A 14,631-nucleotide genomic window follows, 5' to 3' on the forward strand; every position below is an offset into this window, starting at 1 on the left:
CGACCAGACCGCCTTCGGCGAGCCGACGCGTCCAGTAGCCGAGCATCCCGGTGGGAAACGTCCTGCCGCAGACAACAACGCGTGCGTGGCCAGGTGGCGCTGCGAGCTGCGCTTCGACGACAGCGTTCAGCGTGAGATAACCGAGGACGTCCGTCCCATCCCAGCGCTCGTATCCCGGCTCCGCGACAATGCGCGTCGGCTTCGCGTCGGGATGAAGATCCGTCCAGGTCTCCAGCCACTCGATGCGCGTCAGCCCGTGGCCAGCCAATCCCCGCTCCTCGGCGGCGATAAAGTGCGCCGCGAGCACCTCGACGTCCTCGCCGCAAAAACCGAGTGCCGCTAGGCGCGAACGGGCTTCGTCGGGCGTCACTAGCCGACGAGCGGCAACGTGCGCGTGAAGCCGCCGCTGCGGCTTGCGTCGAGCCCTCGAGCGATCTCGAAGATCGCCTCCGAGATCTCCGATGACGGGTCCGATACGACAAGTGGCACACCCGAATCGCCGGCTTCCCGCAAACGCACATCGAGCGGAACGGAGCCGAGCAGCGGCACACCAAGCTCGGTCGCGAGCCGCTCGCCTCCACCGGAGCCGAAGACCTCAGACGTCATGTTCTCGATCACTCCGAGCACGCGCATGCCGGTCTTCTCGGCCATTGACGCCGCGCGCACCGCAACTTCCTGGGCGAGCAGCTGCGGAGTCGTGACAACGACCGCTTCGGCGCGCGGCAGCAGCTGCGCGAGCGACATCGAGACATCGCCGGTTCCTGGCGGCATGTCGACGACGAGGACATCCAACTCGCCCCAGTGCACGTCGGAGAGGAACTGCTCGAGCGCCTTGTGCAGCATCGGGCCGCGCCACACGACGGGTTGGTCCTCACGCGCGAAGAAGCCCATCGAGATGAGCGTCACGCCGTTCGCATCCGGCGGCACGATGACATCGTCGATGACGGTCGGTGGCCGGTCGATGCCGAGCATGCGCGGCATCGAGAAACCCCAGACGTCGGCGTCGACCGCGGCGACCTTGTGGCCCGCCTGCGCGAGCGCGACCGCGAGGTTGGTGGTGACCGACGACTTGCCGACGCCGCCTTTGCCCGACGCGATCGCGATGACGCGCGTGCGGGAGTCGGTGAAGGGGTTCGTGCGTGCGGACCCGTCGGCGGGCGCCCCGCCGCCCTCGGCCCGCAGTCGCTGCGCGAGCGCCTGGCGCTCCTCGTCGGTCATGACCGTGAAATCGAGGTCGACGCCGCCGACGCCATCGAGCGCCTCGACCGCGCCGGTGACCCGGCTCGTGATCTCGTTCCGCAGCGGGCAGCCGGCGACGGTGAGCGCCACCGTGACCTTCACCCGGTCACCCGCGAAGCCGATCCCCCGCACCATGCCCAGGTCGACGATCGAGCGGTGGATCTCCGGATCCTCGACCGGTCGCAGGGCCTCGATGACTTGGGCCTCGGTCGGCATGGGGCGGCTCCGTGGGGGCCCGGGGATTTGCACTACGGACGTAGGTAGAATACCCGCATGCCCCCGGCGGCCCTCAGTCCGGACGAGTTCGGCGCCGCCGTCGCGGCGGTCACCTCGGCCTTCGGCGACCCCACCCGGCGCGACATCTTCGTCCTCGTGCGCGCGCACCCCGCAGGTCTGCGCGCGGCCGAGGTCGCGACCCAGTTCTCCCTCCACCCGAACGTCGCGCGCCACCACCTCGAGAAGCTCGCGTCGGGCGGCTACCTCGTGGTCCAGCTCTCCCGGGGCGAGACCGCGGGCCGGCCGTCGAAGGTCTACCGGGCCGCCGACCTCGACACGCACCTGAACTTCCCGCCCCGCCGCGACGACCTCCTCGGCACCCTGCTCGCCCGGGCGCTCGAACGGCTGCCGCGCGACGAGGCCCAGGCGCTCGCAGAGGAGGTCGGCTACGAGTACGGGCGCGGCCTCGCCGCGAACATGGAGCCCGGCGACGGCCATCGCTCGGTGAAGGCCGCGGTCGCGTCGGTCGCCGACGCGCTCACCGCGCACGGGTTCGCCGCCCACGCCGAAGCGCGCGGCGGATCGCTCACGCTCGTGTCGGAGCACTGCCCGTTCGGCGAGGCCGCGCAGCGCTATCCGCACGTCCTCTGCGCGGTCGACACCGGCATGGTGCGCGGCATGCTCGAAGGTCTGTACGGCGAGACGCAACCCCACATCGAGGAGTCGCGTCCCGACGGCGGCACCCACTGCGTCACCCGCGTGTGACCCGCGCCTACCTCGACCACGCCTCCACCTCGCCGCTGCGCGCAGTCGCGCTGGAGGCGATGCTCCCGTTCCTCGCGGAGCACCACGGCGATCCGGGTCGCCTGCACGCCGAAGGCCGCGCGACGCGCGTTGCGCTCGAGGACGCGCGCGAGCAGGTCGCCGCGTTCGTCGGCGCGCGACCGCGTGAGGTCGTGTTCACGGCGTCGGGGACCGAGGCGATCAACACTGCGATCTTCGGCGCGCTCGCGCGCGGGCGCGAGCAGGGCCGCCAGCACGTGGTCACCACCGCGGTCGAGCACTCGGCGGTGCTCGAAGCGGTGCGCCGCGCGAGCGACGACGTCACCGTGATCGGCGTCGATGCGCGCGGTCGCTTCGACGCGGCCGCCGTCACGGCGGCCGTGCGACCCGACACCGTGCTCGTGTCGCTGCAGCTCGCGAATCACGAAGTCGGCACGATCCAGCCGATCGCGGAGGCCTGTGCTGCCGCGCGTACCCAGGGCGCGCTCGTGCACGTCGACGCGTGCGCGGCCGTCGGTCACCTGCCCTTCGCCTTCTCCGCCCTCGACGCCGACCTCGCGTCGATCACCGCGCACAAGCTCGGGGGTCCGAAGGGCGCGGCGGCACTGCTCGTGCGGCGCGGTCTGCGGCTCGACCCGTTCGTCGTCGGCGGCGCGCAGGAACGGGCGCGGCGCGGCGGTCTGGAGAACGTGGCCGCGCTCGTCGGCTTCGGGGCCGCGTGCGTCGACGTGACCGACCGTCTCCACGACGAAGCCCGCGCCGCGCGCGCGTTGATCGAACGGGCCGCGAGCGTGCTCGACGTCGTCGGCGCGACGCGCTTCGGTGACGTAAGCGAAGCGGGCTCGCTTCCCAACGTCCTCTGCTTCGGCGTCACCGGCGTCGAGGCCGAGCCGATCCTCCTCGCGCTCGACCAGCACGGCGTCGCCGTGCACTCGGGATCGGCGTGCTCGAGCGAGCTGCTCGAGCCGTCGAGCGTGCTCGCGGCGATGGGCGTCGACGCCGAGCACTCGTTGCGGGTGTCGGTCGGATGGAACACGACCGAGGCCGACGTCGACCGCTTCGTCGACGCGCTCCCCGGCATCGTCGACCGCTTCCGCGCCCTCCGCACCGAGGCCTCGTTGTAGTGGTACTGCGTTGTCGGCGTATAGCCGAACAACGCAGTACCACTAACGGGCGCTCGGCTCAGTCCGTGCTCCACTGCGACTCGAGGCGGCGGTCGGGAATCAGCCACACCAGCGCGACGCCGACGAAGATCGCGACGGCGATCCACCGGTCGACGAAGGCGAGCGGGATCGAGAGCGCGTAGGCAACGGGCGACAAACGCCCCTTGAGGTCGCGGCCGATGCGCGCCTGCACCACCGAGTCGGGCCCTTGGTCGCGCACGATCGCGCGCATGAGGATGTAGAACGCGATCGCCGCGCAGAGGAGCACGACCCCGTACGCGGCCGTCGGCACCTTCGCGAGGTGGTGAGCGCCCATCCACTCCGTGAAGTACGGGAACAGTGAGAGCCAGAACAGCAGATGCAGGTTCGCCCAGAGGATCGCGCCATTCACCCGCTTGGTCAGCTGGAGCATGTGGTGGTGGTTGTTCCAGTAGATGCCGAGCATCACGAAGCTCAGCACGTACGTGAAGAACCCCGAGAGCACGGCGTGCAGCGAATCCCACGTCGCGCCATCGGGCTTCTTGAGCTCGAGCACCATCACCGTGATCGCGATCGCGATGACGCCGTCACTGAACGCCTCCAGCCGACCCGTGCTCATCCGGGGATGATACGGAGACTCAGGCGCGCTTCGCCGCGAGCAGGTTCAACGCGGATCCCGCGCGGAACCACTCGATGTGCTCTTCCGACATCGAGTGCGTCGTCGTGATCTCGTCGTTCGTGCCGTCGGTGTGGTGCAAGACGACGGTCACCGGGCGAGCGGGCGCGAGATCGGCGAGCCCGACGACGTCGACGGTGTCGTCGACGCGCACCTTGTCGTAGTCGTCGACATCGGCGAACCACAGCGGGAGGACGCCCTGCTTCTTCAGGTTCGCCTCCGCGATGCGCGCGAACGACCGCGCGATCACCGCGCGTCCGCCCTGCGCGCGCGGCTCCATCGCCGCGTGCTCGCGCGACGAGCCCTCGCCGTAGTTCTCGTCGCCGATCGCGACCCACTGGATGCCGTCGCCGCGGTACGCCTTGGCCAGATCGGGCAGCGGCACGATCGCACCCGCGCTCCCCGCGCGCTCGTCGACGCCCTTGCCCGTATCACCGGGCACGAACGCGTTGTTCGCGCCGATGAACAGGTTCCCGGAGATGTTCGTGAGGTGACCTCGGTAACGCAGCCACGGACCCGCGGGCGAGATGTGGTCGGTCGTGCACTTCCCCACCGCCTTGAGCAGCACACGCAGACCCTGGAGATCCTTGCCGTCCCAGGCCGGGAACGGCTGCAGGAGCTCGAGCCGCTCGGAGTCGGGACGCACGATCACGGCGACCGTCGACGGGTCGCTCGCCGGCGCGAGGAACCCGGACTCGCCGGGGTCGAATCCCTTCGCGGGCAGGTCGTCGGCGTGCGGCGGCTCGAGCTTCACCGCGGTGCCGTCGGGCGCGGTGAGCGTGTCGCGGGTGAAGTCGAAGTCGAGGCGGCCGCCGAGCGCGAGCGCGACCACGGTCTCGGGCGAGCCGATGAACGACAGCGTCGCCGCGTTGCCGTCGTTGCGCGCCGGGAAGTTGCGATTGAACGAGTTGACGATCGTGTTCACCTCGCCCTTCACGATGTCGTCGCGCTGCCACTGCCCGATGCACGGGCCGCACGCGTTCGCGAGCACGGTCCCGCCGATCGCTTCGAGGTCGTCGAGCAGACCGTCGCGTTCGATCGTGGCGCGCACCTGCTCGGAACCGGGCGTGATCATCAACGGCGTCTTCACGCGCAGACCCTTTGCCGACGCCTGACGCGCGACGTGCGCGGCGCGCCCGATGTCCTCGTACGACGAGTTCGTGCACGAGCCGACGAGCGCGGCCGAGATCTCGATCGGGTAACCCTCCTTCTCCGCGGCGGCGCGCACGTCGGAGATCGGACGGTCGAGGTCGGGGCTGTGCGGACCGACGAGGTGCGGCTCGAGCTCGTCGAGATCGATCTCGATGACGCGGTCGTAGAAGCGCTCGGGATCGGCGTCGACCTCGGGGTCGTTGCGCAGGAACTCCGCGACGTGGTCGGCGAGATCCGCGATCTCCTCGCGGCGCGTCGCCTTGAGATAGCGCGCGGCCTGCAGGTCGTAGTGGAACAGCGAGCAGGTCGCGCCGATCTCCGCGCCCATGTTGCAGATCGTCGCCTTGCCCGTCGTCGAGATCGACTCCGCGCCGGGACCGAAGTACTCGACGATCGCGCCGGTGCCGCCCTTCACCGTGAGGATGCCCGCGACCTTGAGGATCACGTCCTTCGACGCGGTCCATCCCGACAGCGAGCCCTTGAGGTGCACGCCGATGAGCTTCGGCACGCTCGTGTTGAACGGCCAGCCCGCCATCACGTCGACCGCGTCGGCGCCACCGACGCCGATCGCGATCATGCCGAGCCCGCCCGCGTTCGGCGTGTGCGAGTCGGTGCCGATCATCATCCCGCCGGGGAACGCGTAGTTCTCGAGCACGACCTGGTGGATGATCCCGGAGCCGGGCTTGTGGAAGCCGATGCCGTACTTGGCCGACACCGAACGCAGGAACTCGTAGACCTCCGAGTTCACGTCGAGCGCGGCCTTGAGGTCGATGTCGGCGCCGACGCGCGCCTGGATGAGATGGTCGCAGTGCACGGTCGTCGGAACCGCGACCGTCGGCATCTTCGCGAGCATGAACTGGAGCAGCGCCATCTGCGCGGTCGCGTCCTGCATCGCGACGCGATCGGGTCGGTAGTCGCCGTACTCCGCACCGCGCCCGAGCCCGATCGTGTTCGGATCGTTGGCGTGTGCGAAGAGCACCTTCTCGGCGAAGGTCACCGGACGCCCGAGCCGTTCGCGCGCGATCGCGACCCGTTCGGGCAGCCGTGCGTACACACCCTCGATGAGACTGGTCGGGGTGCTCGGACCGACGTTCGTTGCTTCAGCCATGACGTCTCCTCACTCTCTGGTCGCGCTCGCTGCGCTCGCCGCTCGTGACGCCTCCGCATCCGACCGTGGCCGCGCCGCTCGCTTCGCTCGTGCGCTCTTGCGAGAGCGACTCTTCATTGCAGGCTACGACCCGTTCACGAGGCGAAGGCCCGGGGCCTCGCTGGTCGCTTCGACGAACGGGAAATCGATCTCGAAGGTCGTGCGGTGCGCGGGATAACGATGCTCGGACACGACGACCGGCATGCCGTCGCGCGCCGTGGTGACGCGCCGACACGCGAGGACCGCGGCGCCGCGCTCCAGCCCGAGCAGCCGCACGTCGTCGTCGCCCGCGAGGTCGGCGCCGATGAGCTGGGTCGCGGAGCCGAGCTGCGTGCCGCGCGCGGCGAGCAGCTCGTAGAACGGCGCGCGCTGCGCGTCGTCGCGGCTCAGCTGCGCGCCGAGCGCGCCCGGCAGCCAGACGGTGACGAGCGCGAATGGTTCGCCGTCGGCGAGCGTGAGCCGGCGCACGCGCAGCACCTCGGCGCCGGCTTCGAGGTGCAGTGCCGCCGCGATCGCCGCGGTCGAGGGCTCGAAGCCGAACTCGAGCACGCGCCGCTCGGCGGTCGCGCCCGAGGCCTCGAGCGCGGCTTCGACCGTCGTGACCCGACCGAGCACCTGGCACACCGGGTCGAGGGCGACGAACCAGCCCGCACCGCGCCGGCTCGTGACCAGTCCCTCGCGGCGCAGCTCCTCGAGCGCCCGGCGGACCGTGACCCGGCTCACGCCGAAGCGCCCACCGAGCTCGGCCTCGCTCTCGAGCGCTCCCCCCGCGCCGTACGCGCCGGCGGCGACCGCGGTGCGCAGATCGGCGGCGACCTCGAGGTACCTCACAACTTGTATCTTATCTGTCTGCCGTTACCCAAGACAAGCTCGCGTCACGGAGGGCGACGCGTGCGAGCCCGACCAAAAACTCAGTGCGGCTGCCAGGCGTCGGGGTCCTTGGCCAGGCGGGCGATCGCGGCGGGGAGCTTGCTCGCCGCGAGGTCGGCCAGGGTCACCGTCTCCAGCACCGCCCGCAGATTGGCACGCAGCGCCACCCAGACCTCCGGGAGCCGGGTCGCCGCGCCCGGATATTCGAGCGCCTCGGGGCGCGTCCCCCGCACCGCCGCGAGCGGGCCCTCGACCGCCCGCAGGACCTCGGCGACGGTGATCTCCGACGCCGGCCGGCCCAGCATCGATCCGCCCTCGGGCCCCCGCAGCGTCCGCACCAGGCCCGACGCGCGCAGCTCGCTCAGGATGTTGTCGAGGAAGTTGCGCGGGATGTCCTGGGAGGCGGCGAGCGCCTCGGCCTTGATCGGATGGTCCGCGGGGGCGGCGGCGAGCTCCGCCATCGCCCGCACCGCGTAGTCCGCCTTCGCCGAGATCCGCACGGCCCAAATCTCCCACGCGGAGGCGCCACCGTGCCGAGCGCGACGGCAGTGGTTCGAGCCGCACCCCTTGACCCACCAAGTCGACTTCTTCTATGTTGTCGATCGTTCTAGTCGACTAAGACCCAGGGACGGGCCTCGTGCATCTCGATCTCGGTATCGCATTCGCCGGACTCATCGTCGGCTTCGTGATCGGACTCACCGGTGTCGGCGGCGGCGCGCTGCTCACGCCGGTGCTCGTGCTCTTCTTCGGCATCACGCCCGCGGCCGCGGTCTCGAGCGACATCGTCGCCTCGCTGATCCTGAAGCCGATCGGCGGATCCGTGCACATGAAGCGCGGCACCGTGAACCTCAAGCTCGTCGGGTGGCTCGCGATCGGTTCCATACCGGGCGCGCTCGCGGGCACGTACACGCTCGGTCACCTGCACGGACCGGGCGTCGACAACTTCATCAAGACGACGCTGGGTTGGGTGCTCGTCACCGCCGCGGTCGCAATGCTCGTGAAGGGTCTCATCGAAGCGCGACGCAAGGTCGAGCCGCTGGCGCCGGGCACGATCGCGCTGCGCGCGGTGCCGACGATCACGATCGGTCTCGTCGGCGGCTTCATCGTCGGCATGACGTCGGTCGGCTCCGGCTCGCTGATGATCGTGCTGTTGATGATCCTCTACCCGCGCATCTCGATGCGCGAGCTCGTCGGCACCGACCTCATCCAGGCGGTGCCGCTCGTCGGCGCGGCCGCGATCGGGACCGCGTTGTGGGGCAACCTGCAGGTCTCGCTCGTCGGCTCGCTGCTGATCGGCGCGATCCCCGCGGTATGGCTCGGCGCGCACGTCTCGTCGAAGGGTGCCGACCGCTTCATCCGGCCCGTCATCGTGCTCGCGATGTCGATCTCGGCGCTGAAGCTGCTCGGTCTCACGAACACCGAGCTCGGCATCGTCGTCGTCGCCGGCACCATCGTGATGCTCGGCGCGTTCGGGTTCATGCGGTTGCGCGCGAACCGCAACGAAGTGCAACGCGCGTCCGACGCGCACTTCGCGACGAGCTGACGCGCGCTACGTCGGCGTCGGCGTCGGCGCGGGTGCGTCGGCGATGGGGATGACCGCGCGCACGGAGTCCGGAAGGTTGCCGGCCGCGAGGTCGGCGAGTGTCACCGAGCCGATCACTGCGTGCATGCCGGCGCGCATCGCGATCCACACGTCGGCGAGCCGTTCCGCGGCGCCGTGGTACGCGAGCTCTTCGAGCGGGACGCGCTGTACCGACGCGAGCGGACCTTCGACCGCGTTCAGGATCTCGGCGACCGTGATCTCCTCCGCGGGACGCGCGAGTCCGTAGCCGCCCTCCGCGCCGCGCTGCGCGATGACGACTCCGGCGACGCGCAGCTCGCGCAGGATGTTCTCGAGGAACTCGAGCGGGATGCCCTGCGCGCGTGCAAGCTCTTCGCCCTTCACGAGCCGGCCCGACGCGGCCGCGAGCTCCGCCGCCGCGCGCACCGCGTAGTCACTCTTCGCCGAGATCTTCACGGTCGTCCCCGCTCTGGGCCCTCGCGGCGGCCGCTTGACCGCGCTCCGTCCATACAATATGTTGTCGATCAACATAGTTGTATATCGGCGGCGGGGTCGAGAACAACCCCTCCGGCCCCGGGAGGTCTTGTTCGTCATGTCCACGTCACGAACCCGGATGCGGGTACTGATTCCCGTCGTTGCGCTCGCGCTGCTCGCGGCGGCCTGCGGCAGCAGCGGCTCGAAGCAGCCGGCCTCGGACAACACCGGCGGCGGGGGCGAGAAGGTCACACTCCGACTCGGCTACTTCGGCAACGTCACGCACGCGCCGGCCATGGTCGGGCTGCAGGGCGGCCAGTTCGCCAAGGCGCTCGGCTCGAACGTCACGCTGAAGACGAGCGTGTTCAGCGCCGGCCCGGCTGCGGTCGAGGCACTGTTCGCCAAGAGCATCGACGCGTCGTTCGTCGGCCCGAACCCGGCGATCAACGCCTACGCCCAGTCGAAGGGCTCGGCGATCCGCATCGTCGCGGGCACCGCGTCGGGCGGCGCGTTCCTCGTCGTCAACAAGGACATCAAGAGCGCGGCCGACCTCAAGGGCAAGAAGATCGGATCGCCGTCGCTCGGCAACACCCAGGACGTGTCGCTGCGCTACTGGCTGAAGCAGAAGGGGCTCTCGACCGACGTCAACGGCGGCGGCGATGTGCACATCGTCCCCGGCCCGGACAACGGCACGGTCGTCACCGAGTTCCAGACCGGCGCGATCGCCGGTGCGTGGATGCCCGAGCCCTACGCCACGAAGATGGTGCAGGCCGGCGGCCACGTGCTCGTGAACGAAGCCGACCTCTGGCCCGGCGGTAAGTACGTCACGACGCTGCTCATCGTGCGCACCGACTTCCTCAAGGCGCACCCCGACGTCGTGACGAGCCTGATCAAGGGCCTCTCGGCGTCGATCGACGAGATCAAGAGCGACCCGTCGACCGCGGCCGGCCTCGTGTCGAAGGGCATCGAGACCGCGACGTCGAAGCCGATCAAGACGAGCCTCGTCACCGACTCCTTCAAGAGCATCCAGTTCACGCTCGACCCGATCGCGTCGAGCCTGCGGAGCGACGTCGACCACGCGGAGGCGCTCGGCATCCTCAAGCAGACCGACCTCACGAGCATCTTCGACCTGACGCTGCTCAACAAGTTCCTCGCGTCCGAGAACCAACCCGCGGTGTCGTCGTGAGCACGGCCGGCGTCGTCGAGCGTCCGAGCGTGAACGGCGCCGCGCCGCAGGTCGACGCGGCGCCGGCCATCCGGATCGACAACGTCTCGAAGGCCTACGGGCACTCGGGCAACGCGGTCGTCGCGCTCGACCGGCTGTCGTTGACGGTCGCGCCGGGCGAGTTCGTGTGCCTCGTGGGCGCGTCGGGATGTGGCAAGAGCACGCTGCTCAACATCGTCGCCGGTCTCGACTCGCCCACGCAGGGCACCGTGTCGGTTGCGCTCGGGCGCCCGGCGTTGATGTTCCAGGAATCGGCGCTGTTCCCGTGGCTGTCGGTGCGCAAGAACATCGAGCTCGCGTTGCAGCTGTCGAAGGTGCCGAAGCGCGAGCGACGGGCCCAGGCCGAGGCGCTGCTCGAGATGGTGCACCTCGGCGGTTTCGCCGACAAGAAGCCGCACGAGCTCTCGGGCGGCATGCGCCAGCGCGGCGCGCTCGCCCGCGCGCTCGCGCAGCGGGCGCAGGTGCTCCTGATGGACGAGCCGTTCGGCGCGCTCGACGCGATGACGCGCGACATCCTCCACGACGAGCTCGACCGGCTCTGGAAGGAGAACGGGCTGTCGGTGCTCTTCGTCACGCACAACGTGCGCGAGGCCGTGCGCCTCGGTGACCGCGTCGTGCTGCTGTCGAGCCGGCCCGGGCGGGTCGTCGCCGAGTTCGACGTCGACATCGAACGCCCCCGCCGCATCGACGCGGCCGAGATCGCGAACGCCGCCGCGACCATCACCGACCGCCTGCGCGAAGAGGTGCGCCGTCATGCAGATTGATCTGCGTCCCGAGACCAAGGGCACGCACCTCGAACGCGAGCTCGCAGGTATCGATGCGCTGGAGCTCTCGGTTCCCGCCGCGCCGAATCACGCGAAGGCGATCTGGTCGGGACTGTGGCCGAAGCTGCTCGCCGTCGCGATCTTCCTCGGTGCGTGGCAGGTCGTGGTGTGGACCCATTGGAAGCCGTCGTACGTGCTCCCGGGTCCGGTGCCGAGCTTCAAGGCGTTCTTCGACAGCCGCACGTTGCTGCGCCGCGCCGCGACCGACACGCTCGAACGTGGTGTCGTCGGCTTCGCGCTCGCGATCGTGATCGGCACCGTCATCGGGATCGCGACCGCGAGCTCGCGCGTGCTGCGATCGGGCATCGGCTCGATGATCACCGGCCTGCAGACGATGCCGTCGATCGCGTGGTTCCCGCTCGCGATCGTGCTCTTCGGCCTCAGCAGCTGGGCGGTGCTGTTCGTCGTGATCCTCGGCGCGGCGCCGTCGATCGCCAACGGTCTGCTCAGCGGTTTCGACAACATCCCGCCGATCCTGCTGCGCGCGGGGCGCGTGCTCGGCGCGCGCGGCTGGTCGTCGCTACGGCACGTCGTGATCCCCGCGTCGCTGCCGAGCTTCGTCGGCGGACTGAAGCAGGGCTGGTCGTTCGCGTGGCGCAGCCTGCTCGCAGGTGAGCTCATCGGCGCGGCGCCGGGATCCCACGCGCTCGGTCAGGTGCTCGACGCCAACCGGAACCTCAACGACTACACGGGCATCATGGCGACGATGATCGCGATCTTCCTCGTCGGCGTGATCCTCGACGCGCTCGTGTTCGGTCAGCTCGACCGCGTCGTGCGCAAGCGCCACGGCCTCATCGACGCGTAATTTCGGGTCGCGCTCGCTGCGCTCGCCGCTCCTGACGCCTCAGCCTCCAAGTCGGGCCGCGCCGCTCGCTTCGCTCACGCGCTCAGGCGGGAACCTCTGAGGTCGCGTGACCGATCAAGACCGCTCGACCTCTTCGACGACGACGGTCTTCATCGTGTCGCCGACCTCGGTCGCCTGCGCGACCTCGATGCCGGAGGTGACGTAGCCGAAGAGGCTGTAGAGCTTGTCGAGCTTGCGCTGGCAGTCGTCGATGCAGATGAAGAACTGCGAGCCGTTCGTGTTCGGTCCCGAGTTCGCCATCGCGACCGCGCCGAGCGTGTACTCGGCCTTCACGGGCTCGTCGGCGAACTTGTAGCCGGGACCACCGCGACCGCTGCCGTCGGGGTCGCCACCCTGGATGACGAACTCGGGCACGACGCGGTGGAACGTGAGACCGTCGTAGAAGCCCTTCCGCGCGAGGCCGACGAAGTTGTTCACCGTGTTCGCGGCGAGCGTCGGGTCGAGCTCCATCACGATGACGCCGCGATTCGTGGTGATCGTGACCTTGTAGTTCTTCGAGCCGTCGATCTGGTACTCGGGCTGGTCGGGCACGCGGATCTCCTCGTTCGGGACGGTCCGGAACTTAACCGGCAGTCGTGGTCGTGGTTGCACCGGCGGGCGCGTTCGCCGCCTGTTGTGCGGCCTGCAGCTCGGTGCGTACCTCGGATACCTCGGGCCCGTTCGGTGCGAGCTGGATGTACTTCTGCAGCAGCGGGATCGCGCCCCTGGGATCGTTCATGAACCGCGAATGCACGAGACCATCGAACGCCCACGCGTCCGCGTACTTCGGACCGACGCGGTGCGCGATCGCGAGCTCGTGCAACGACTCCGCGATGACCTGCTGGTGGTCGCTCGCGTTCGTCACGCCCTCCGAGCTGAGGCCGTAGATCCAGCCGATGTACGTCGGCGGTTCCGGTTGGTTCGGCTCGAGTCGTTCGGCGGCGGTGTATTGCTTCAGGGCGTCGACGAAATCGGTCGACAGCAGCGATCGCGCGTACTGGATGCGCGCGCTGTAGTCGTTCGGATGGTCGATCGTCGCCTGCTTCAGCGTCGCCTCGCTCTGTTGTGCGCTGGTCGTCGGCACGCCGCCGGTCACCGTTTGGCCGGGCGTCCGCTGCGAGATCGTGAGACCGAGCACGACCGCGGCGGCGATGGCGAACGCGACCATCGCGCCGATGATCAGCACGCGGCGACCGGCGGGGACCGACTCCGCCTCGGGCAGCGCATTCACCTGCTCGCCGTCGAGCGCGCGCAGAACCGCGGCGGCGCGCGCGGTGTAGTCGCCGTGGAGACGCGCGTAGGTCTCGTCGTCGACATTGCCGGCGTCGCGCTCGGCCTCGAGGTCCTCGAGCGAGCGGATCAGGAACTCGCGACGCGACTCGAGCTCGTCGCGCGCCTCGACGGTGTCGGTGGCGTCGGTCATGACTGCTCCCGGGCGCGCGCGACGACGGCCTCGTCGGCGCCGGTCGCCGCGAGGCGGGGCTGGCGCGACCAGCGCCGCAGCGCGAAGCCGAGGCCGACCGCGCCGAGGAAGAGCACGACGAGCGGCCCGACCCACACGATGAGGCCGATGCCGTTGCCGTCGGGCGACAGCAGGATGTACTGCGTGTAGTGGTCGACCTCGGCGGCGCGGATCTGCGCGTCGCTCTCCCCCGCCGTGATGCGACGCTTGATGTCGGAGCGGATCGCGACCGCCGCCGTCGACTGACTGTTCGCGACCGACTCGGACTCACACGTCGGGCAGCGCAACTCCGACGCGAGGCGCGCGGCGCGCGCCGACGGCGAGTTGCTCGGCCGCGACCGCGCGAACGTGATCGCGAGCACGACGACGACGAGCACCGCGAGCACGATCCACGGGCCGAACGTCTTGAGGCGACGCGAGTCCATTCCTCAGACTCGCTGCGCGACGGCGAGCATCTCGTCGAGGTCGGCGACGCTGACCGGTGACCGGAACAGCGCACGGACCACACCCTGCGCGTCGACCATGTACGACTCGGGCTGACCGGTCGTACCGAAGTCGATCGACGCCCGCCCCTGCGGGTCGGTGACGAAAGTCCACGGGTCGTGGTGCTGCGAGACGTACTGGCGCGCAGCCGACGCGGTGTCGTCGCGCACGATGCCGATCATCTCGAAGTTCGGATCGGCCTTGTGCTCGGCGTAGAACTGTGCGAGCGCGCTGTGCTCCTGATTGCACGGGATGCACCACGAGTTCCAGAAGTTCACGAGGAAGACCTTGCCTTGCAGACCGGTCGAGCTCACACGCGCGCTGCTGGTGAGCGAGGGCAGGTCGAACTCGGGCACGGGCTTGTCGAGGAGCTTGCCACCCTTGAACGACGGGTCGTTGTGCACCTGACTCGCGAGCAGTACCGCGAACGCGACGAGCATGACGCCGACGCCCAGCGAGATCCACCGCAGCGCGTGCTTCTTCCTCACAGCGCCCATGCGCTCGCGCCTTCGGCTGCACGAGGAGCCGGTCTC

General features: G+C 69.8%; 17 protein-coding genes. 6 read left to right on the top strand and 11 right to left on the bottom strand.

Going from position 1 to position 14,631, the window contains the following annotated elements; all coding sequences use genetic code 11:
• Positions 1-370, bottom strand: a 370-nt coding sequence (locus VH914_11460) for an Ldh family oxidoreductase (protein ID HEX4491814.1), incomplete at its 3' end; no start/stop codon positions are given.
• Complete coding sequence (locus tag VH914_11465) at positions 370-1,455, bottom strand: Mrp/NBP35 family ATP-binding protein (GenBank protein ID HEX4491815.1); 1,086 nt, start codon at positions 1,453-1,455, stop codon at positions 370-372. The genes VH914_11460 and VH914_11465, both read right to left, overlap by 1 nt.
• Before the next feature lie 57 nt (positions 1,456-1,512).
• Between VH914_11465 and VH914_11470 the strand changes: the two genes are divergently transcribed.
• Positions 1,513-2,220 (top strand): helix-turn-helix domain-containing protein, encoded by a 708-nt coding sequence (locus tag VH914_11470; protein ID HEX4491816.1) that lies wholly within the window; start codon positions 1,513-1,515, stop codon positions 2,218-2,220.
• Positions 2,217-3,362, top strand: coding sequence for a cysteine desulfurase family protein (locus VH914_11475; protein HEX4491817.1), 1,146 nt, complete (start codon positions 2,217-2,219; stop codon positions 3,360-3,362). Before VH914_11470 ends, VH914_11475 begins: the two co-directional genes overlap by 4 nt.
• Positions 3,363-3,420: 58 nt before the next feature.
• Here VH914_11475 and VH914_11480 read toward each other — a convergent pair whose 3' ends face one another.
• From VH914_11480 to VH914_11495, 4 genes are all read right to left on the bottom strand, one after another.
• The gene (locus tag VH914_11480) at positions 3,421-3,999 is read right to left on the bottom strand and encodes a TMEM175 family protein (GenBank protein HEX4491818.1); all 579 of its coding nucleotides are present in this window, start codon (positions 3,997-3,999) and stop codon (positions 3,421-3,423) included.
• Between the two features lie 19 nt (positions 4,000-4,018).
• Positions 4,019-6,316, bottom strand: coding sequence for an aconitate hydratase (locus VH914_11485; GenBank protein HEX4491819.1), 2,298 nt, complete (start codon positions 6,314-6,316; stop codon positions 4,019-4,021).
• Positions 6,317-6,439: 123 nt separating this feature from the next.
• A complete protein-coding gene (locus VH914_11490; protein ID HEX4491820.1) occupies positions 6,440-7,186 on the bottom strand; it encodes a GntR family transcriptional regulator in 747 nt (248 codons plus the stop codon).
• Positions 7,187-7,266: 80 nt separating this feature from the next.
• Entirely contained in the window at positions 7,267-7,725 is a 459-nt protein-coding gene (locus VH914_11495; protein HEX4491821.1) for an Rrf2 family transcriptional regulator, read from the bottom strand.
• 137 nt (positions 7,726-7,862) lie between these two features.
• On the opposite strand from VH914_11495, the gene VH914_11500 reads away from it, so the two are divergent.
• Positions 7,863-8,768, top strand: coding sequence for a sulfite exporter TauE/SafE family protein (locus VH914_11500; GenBank protein HEX4491822.1), 906 nt, complete (start codon positions 7,863-7,865; stop codon positions 8,766-8,768).
• Between the two features lie 6 nt (positions 8,769-8,774).
• Here the strand turns inward: VH914_11500 and VH914_11505 are convergent, their stop codons facing one another.
• A complete protein-coding gene (locus VH914_11505) occupies positions 8,775-9,242 on the bottom strand; it encodes an Rrf2 family transcriptional regulator (protein ID HEX4491823.1) in 468 nt (155 codons plus the stop codon).
• A 157-nt stretch (positions 9,243-9,399) separates the two neighbouring features.
• Between VH914_11505 and VH914_11510 the strand changes: the two genes are divergently transcribed.
• Genes VH914_11510 through VH914_11520 form a run of 3 tightly spaced genes read left to right on the top strand, consistent with a single transcriptional unit; the run spans position 9,400 to position 12,114 of the window.
• A complete protein-coding gene (locus tag VH914_11510; protein ID HEX4491824.1) occupies positions 9,400-10,446 on the top strand; it encodes an ABC transporter substrate-binding protein in 1,047 nt (348 codons plus the stop codon).
• 29 nt (positions 10,447-10,475) lie between these two features.
• The gene (locus tag VH914_11515) at positions 10,476-11,249 is read left to right on the top strand and encodes an ABC transporter ATP-binding protein (GenBank protein ID HEX4491825.1); all 774 of its coding nucleotides are present in this window, start codon (positions 10,476-10,478) and stop codon (positions 11,247-11,249) included.
• Positions 11,239-12,114: an ABC transporter permease gene (locus tag VH914_11520; protein ID HEX4491826.1), complete on the top strand. Its 876-nt coding sequence runs from the start codon at positions 11,239-11,241 to the stop codon at positions 12,112-12,114. Before VH914_11515 ends, VH914_11520 begins: the two co-directional genes overlap by 11 nt.
• A 114-nt stretch (positions 12,115-12,228) precedes the next feature.
• On the opposite strand, the gene VH914_11525 is transcribed toward VH914_11520, so the two are convergent.
• Genes VH914_11525 through VH914_11540 form a run of 4 tightly spaced genes read right to left on the bottom strand, consistent with a single transcriptional unit; the run spans position 12,229 to position 14,595 of the window.
• Positions 12,229-12,705 carry a peptidylprolyl isomerase gene (locus VH914_11525; GenBank protein ID HEX4491827.1) on the bottom strand — a complete coding sequence of 159 codons (477 nt, stop codon included), beginning with the start codon at positions 12,703-12,705 and terminating at the stop codon, positions 12,229-12,231.
• A 31-nt stretch (positions 12,706-12,736) separates the two neighbouring features.
• A complete protein-coding gene (locus tag VH914_11530) occupies positions 12,737-13,576 on the bottom strand; it encodes a hypothetical protein (protein HEX4491828.1) in 840 nt (279 codons plus the stop codon).
• Entirely contained in the window at positions 13,573-14,040 is a 468-nt protein-coding gene (locus VH914_11535; protein ID HEX4491829.1) for a cytochrome c-type biogenesis protein, read from the bottom strand. The genes VH914_11530 and VH914_11535 overlap by 4 nt, the downstream gene beginning before the upstream one ends.
• A gap of 3 nt (positions 14,041-14,043) precedes the next feature.
• Positions 14,044-14,595, bottom strand: a complete 552-nt coding sequence (locus VH914_11540; protein ID HEX4491830.1) for a redoxin family protein — start codon at positions 14,593-14,595, stop codon at positions 14,044-14,046.
• Positions 14,596-14,631: the final 36 nt, after the last annotated feature.

The organism is Acidimicrobiia bacterium, assembly GCA_036271555.1.
GTDB lineage: Bacteria > Actinomycetota > Acidimicrobiia > IMCC26256 > PALSA-610 > DATBAK01.

Coding starts and splice junctions, on each gene's coding strand:
- VH914_11480 (HEX4491818.1), bottom strand. CDS start 3,999: ATGAGCACGGGTCGGCTGGAGGCGTTCAGTGACGGCGTCATCGCGATC.
- VH914_11520 (HEX4491826.1), top strand. CDS start 11,239: ATGCAGATTGATCTGCGTCCCGAGACCAAGGGCACGCACCTCGAACGC.
- VH914_11530 (HEX4491828.1), bottom strand. CDS start 13,576: ATGACCGACGCCACCGACACCGTCGAGGCGCGCGACGAGCTCGAGTCG.
- VH914_11465 (HEX4491815.1), bottom strand. CDS start 1,455: ATGCCGACCGAGGCCCAAGTCATCGAGGCCCTGCGACCGGTCGAGGAT.
- VH914_11510 (HEX4491824.1), top strand. CDS start 9,400: ATGCGGGTACTGATTCCCGTCGTTGCGCTCGCGCTGCTCGCGGCGGCC.
- VH914_11535 (HEX4491829.1), bottom strand. CDS start 14,040: ATGGACTCGCGTCGCCTCAAGACGTTCGGCCCGTGGATCGTGCTCGCG.
- VH914_11470 (HEX4491816.1), top strand. CDS start 1,513: ATGCCCCCGGCGGCCCTCAGTCCGGACGAGTTCGGCGCCGCCGTCGCG.
- VH914_11540 (HEX4491830.1), bottom strand. CDS start 14,595: ATGGGCGCTGTGAGGAAGAAGCACGCGCTGCGGTGGATCTCGCTGGGC.
- VH914_11485 (HEX4491819.1), bottom strand. CDS start 6,316: ATGGCTGAAGCAACGAACGTCGGTCCGAGCACCCCGACCAGTCTCATC.